Annotated in this window: 4 protein-coding genes; 1 reads left to right on the forward strand and 3 read right to left on the reverse strand. The window is 56.6% G+C overall.

Going from position 1 to position 4,719, the window contains the following annotated elements:
* Positions 1 to 151: 151 nt before the first annotated feature.
* From LOX95_RS14140 to LOX95_RS14150, 3 genes are read right to left on the reverse strand one after another with little or no spacing between them, the layout of a single operon-like run.
* Complete coding sequence (locus LOX95_RS14140; RefSeq protein WP_242915695.1) at positions 152 to 1,120, reverse strand: autotransporter outer membrane beta-barrel domain-containing protein; 969 nt, start codon at positions 1,118 to 1,120, stop codon at positions 152 to 154.
* Between the two features lie 13 nt (positions 1,121 to 1,133).
* Positions 1,134 to 1,664, reverse strand: coding sequence for an autotransporter outer membrane beta-barrel domain-containing protein (locus LOX95_RS14145; RefSeq protein WP_242915697.1), 531 nt, complete (start codon positions 1,662 to 1,664; stop codon positions 1,134 to 1,136).
* Positions 1,661 to 3,031 carry a hypothetical protein gene (locus LOX95_RS14150; protein WP_242915699.1) on the reverse strand — a complete coding sequence of 457 codons (1,371 nt, stop codon included), beginning with the start codon at positions 3,029 to 3,031 and terminating at the stop codon, positions 1,661 to 1,663. Before LOX95_RS14150 ends, LOX95_RS14145 begins: the two co-directional genes overlap by 4 nt.
* Before the next feature lie 430 nt (positions 3,032 to 3,461).
* Between LOX95_RS14150 and LOX95_RS14155 the strand changes: the two genes are divergently transcribed.
* Positions 3,462 to 4,592 (forward strand): DUF3644 domain-containing protein, encoded by a 1,131-nt coding sequence (locus LOX95_RS14155; RefSeq protein WP_242915701.1) that lies wholly within the window; start codon positions 3,462 to 3,464, stop codon positions 4,590 to 4,592.
* Positions 4,593 to 4,719 lie beyond the last annotated feature (127 nt).

Consider the following 4,719-nt stretch of genomic DNA (forward strand, 5'->3'; position numbering starts at 1 on the left):
TTCTTTGCCCATCCCACAAACTTTCGACAGAACCGGAATCGGCCGACCTGAATCGGTATTAAGGCTCTCGCTAGCCCTGCTGCAGCTTGGATGACGCCCCAATAGGGACCAGCATCCAAGCCTAGCCGAAGGGAGCGATGTTCCTATTCCGTCAGAACTGGAATCGGATTCCTGCCGTCAATCCGTGCGTCTCCAGCCGATCCCCAACCTGCGCAGACCAACCCGCGAAAGCTGACGCGCGAGACGTCAGCCGCGCCGTTCCATTTATCTCGGCAACCAACACACTATCTTCGATGCCAGTGCCCAGAACGGCAAACTCACGGCCAACACCAAATTGGTGGTTATTAACGCTGTCCAGATCACCGGAGGCACCACGCCAGCCCAGTCGCCCCTCCAGTACCGCGCGCGCTCCGTCGCGAAGTTCGACAACCCGCTGCCCGCCAACCCCGAGTGTAAGGAAGCTCACTTCCTGTGTGCTGGAGTCGACGTTCAGGGCTGCCGAGCCGCCCCACTCACCAAACGCATCTGTTTTGCTCTGCACGCGAGCAATCGTGGCGAAGGGCTCGACATAATTCTCGCCAAGAGACAGTCGGTAGCGTGCTTCGGCAAAGTACTGAGTCGTACGGGCGTCGTACTGTCCTTGAAGCTGCTCGGCAAAATCCTGGAACGCCGCTGAGCGTCTTGTCTTGATCTCTTCCCAGCTTCCAGCAGCCCCGACGGACACGCCAAAGCCACCCCATAGACCGGAGCCGTACACGCTCAGCCCATAGCTATCTCCCGTGCCCGATGTCGCGCGATCGCCAATGCGATAATCGGCGCGGTCACTTCCGCCAGCAATGCCAAAGGTCAAGCTGGATGCCGTTACTGCGTCTACGCCGATCCAACCTCCAACGCTTTCATAGTCCAGGGAGGCAGCGTTACCGTCCGTAGCGTGCTCGCCACGCTGCCCTCGCGCAGCGCCCCAGAACTGAACGCCTCTCTCCGAGCGGTCGATGAGGCGCGCGCGCTGACCAGCGAGGGTTCGCACGTCCTGCGCCTGCTCGATAAGGGCCGTCCGGATCGAGCCATGACCTTCACCTGAAAGCGCATCGAAGGCTTTGCGGGCCTCATCCTCATCCAAAGGCAGGATGGCCTTATAGGGGGGCGTCCACGCCTGTATTTTCCGCCGCCAGTGCGGTGGAGCGTTGATTCGGGGTTACGCCAACTGCGGGGAATGGGACTGCGTTACGCTCGAGCGTCAGATAGACGGACGTGCTGTCGTACTCCAGGTCGGCATTCAAAAAGGCAAAGTCGGTGCCAACGTTGTCAAACCCCGCTCCCGATATCCCGCCGGCAGCGGTGATGATCTGGTAACGGCCGATGCCGCTATAGCCCGAGGCCGGACCGACGTGTTGAACCGCGCCGCCATTGATGGTGAGCGTTCCCGTCACGGCCAAGAGGTCGGCCGCCGTACCCGCAGGATCGACCTCGACGCGATAGGTCGAACCTGTTTCAAAAACAGCATTTCCGGAGACGGTCAGAGTGCCGACGGAATTGCCCGGCGCGAGGATTCCCCCGGCTCCGAGCACCAGATTCCCGATTCGCCCAGATCCCGCCAGGATGCCGCCCGTGACGTTGGTCGCGCCGCCGAGGACGCCGCCAACGTTGAGATTGCCACCAGTCACATACAACGTGCCTGTGAAACCGCTGCTGTCGCCTGTAGGCTGGTGGTGCCCGAAACCTGACGCAGGGTGCCGTTTCCGGTCATTCTGGAAGACAAAACAAAATCGGTATCGGTATGGTTGAACACCACCAAGGCTTGGGAATGCCTGAAATTCAGTGTGCCTACTTCGACGCGGCCCGCCTTGGCAGCCTCATTGCCTATCTCGGCACCGATAATCAGGCTACCCCTATCGTGTGGATTGAGGCCAAAGTTCATCGTGCCCGTGCCCTGACCGATCCTCAGAAGACCGCCATCAGACAAACGCACAACACCTGAGCCATTTGCCGCGATGCTTACGCTGGGTCCCGTGACTTCGAATGCGGAGCCAGCTCCCGAAACGTTCACCCTGCCCGTCCCGCTTACGAGGTAGCCAATGGTTGCGTTACCAACGATAGCCTTACCGCCGTTCGTGATAGTCAGCGTTGCGGACGACCCTCGCCCGACATCCAGATTGTTTGCCAGTCTGAACTCAGACCCTGCGCCCGAAATATTTATGTCCGCAGACATACGAGTATAGTCTGCGGTTACGACCCCGCCGTTCTCGATATCAAGGCGACCATCAACCTTGATCTCATAGTTGGATTGCCACAGCGCCCCTTGCCCGGAGACCAGCGCTCTACCGCCGCTGTCGATCCGAGAGCCTGCGGCAGTCACTTGACCGCCATTGAGGATGTTCAGTGTGCCGGTGCCTTCGCCACCGACTTGGAACAGACCCGAACTTTGCCAGCTGGATCCTGCTCCGGATATCGTGACCACGCCGACCCCGGATGCATTTGCACCGATATAGGCGGTCTCTGTCGAGACCCGACCGCCCGCGAGAACTTCCACTTGGCCGGAACCCGCGCCACCGACATTCAGCGTGACGCTGGCGAAACGGCTGTCAGCGCCAGAAACCTTAATCGCCCCTGTCCCGCCAGCCGATCGACCCACCACAGCGTCAATCGCGCGGGTGTATCCGCCGGCGTTGATATTGAGCGTGCCTCTTCCCGCGTTGCCGACGACCAAATCACTGGCGGACAGAAGCTCGGACCCTTCACCCGTTACGGTTATCTCGCCAGACGATCCTGTATTCGAGCCGATCATGGTTGTCTGGCTCTCGAGCGTCGCGCCCGAAGTGACTGTGAGTGTACCGGTCGCAGCTTCACCGACGGTCAATTGGCCAGATACAACGGTATCGCTGCTGATAACCGACCCCGGTCCTTCGACTACCCTGTCCTGGGCAGTGGCGTCTTTCGCCACAACAGATGCTGCAGCGAGGGCACCCCCGAATGCAGCACCCAGCATAAGTCGGCTACGCCACGCCAAAGCGCGGGAAGATTGTTCAGTCATGCAGTGTATCCCCCGGAGGATACCCGACAAAGGGACGTGTGCCCTCGATTTAAGCTGATGCGTAACGTCGCTATCAGTTTAAGCTTAGCCATACCAATACTATTGATGGTGATGTCAGCATTTTTCGCCACACAACGTGCCGGCACGACCTTTAGCTGAGGGTGAGACAGCAAAAAGACCCGCTGTTTAGGCGGGGCTTTTTTGGGTGCGGGAGTAGGATTGGGACCGGCACTACTGATATTAGAATTCCATTCGAACTCAGGTCTGTGCTTACGATTAGGAAAAAGCAGCCTGCTGTTCTGATGCCCTCGTCAGCGGTAGCTGCAATTAATTGCACGTAATTCGAGACCAGCTTTATAGCCAGCTTTGCCATACAGCGTTACGCTAACTTATGGCTCGCAATCCGAATAACCGGCTAGAGAAGTGGGAAGTGGCTATCGTGAAAGCGATGATAGCCACACCTCCACGAAAGAACGATCAAGATATTCTCGCGTATTTCACGCGCCCTACTCGCTCTATCAATCATGCCCGCATCAAAGACATTCGTGATGGAAGAACCCATGCAAATGTGCAGCCCGCTACCAACACTGAACTAATCCAGTTCCTCCAAGCATGGCCTAATGTTGATGGCTGCGGCCTCCACGTCATTGGTGATGAACTTCTGATCAAGGCCAGAGAAGCCATGCTTCAAGCCGTTCAAGGGTTCAACAACCCCAGAGCCCTCTTCAAATCTGAAATATATATTGTGACAGCGGTGATCGCTTGGACGTACCTGCTTCACGCATTTTATAAACGTTCAGGCACGGATTACCGGCATAAGAATCGTGAAGGTGAACCACTTCGCACCAAACACGGAGCAGACAAACACTGGGAGTTAGAAGCGTGTCTAAACCATGCCACCTGCCCTATTGATGACGTGACCAAAGCCAATCTCAGATTTCTAATCGAAATCCGTCATGAGATTGAACATCAAATGACCAAACGGATCGACGACACGATCAGTTCGAAGCTTCAAGCTTGCAGCCTCGACTTCAATACCGCCATCAAGACTTTGTTCGGGACGGAATATGGATTGGACAGGGAGTTGGGGGTCGCTCTGCAATTTTCGGGGATACAGCGTACCCAAAGGGATCAACTCTTAAGGGAACTCGATCTTCCACCGAACCTATTATCTGCGCATCTGGCCTTTGAGAATGACCTTCCCGACGAGGTAATCAAAGATCCTAAGTACGCCTACCGCGTCGCGTATGTTGAGCGTTCGGTAAACAGCCGAGGCAAAGCAGATCAAGTCATCGAGTTTATCCGCCCTGACTCGGCGGAAGGCCTAGAAGTAGCAAGGGTCCTTCTAAAAGAAGCGGAGCGAACGAAGTACAAACCAACAGACATTGTCCGCCTAATGCAAGAAGAAGGGCATGCAGACTTCAGCCTTCATCGCCACCCGCTTATGTGGAAGGAAGCCGACGCTAAAAATCCAGCTCACGCGTTTGGCGTCGAACTACGCCCTGGCGACTGGTATTGGTACGACAAGTGGGTAGACCACGTTCGTGCGCGCCTAGCATGAAGCTCGCGATTTAGCGCACATGCCTCAAACGAAAACTGACCGCAGACGAATGTCATACGGTCAGTGATAATGTTGGGTGCGGGAGTAGGATTTGAACCTACGACCTTCAGGTTATGAGCCTGACGAG

Source organism: Brevundimonas pishanensis (genome assembly GCF_022750635.1).
In the GTDB taxonomy this organism is placed as follows: domain Bacteria; phylum Pseudomonadota; class Alphaproteobacteria; order Caulobacterales; family Caulobacteraceae; genus Brevundimonas; species Brevundimonas pishanensis.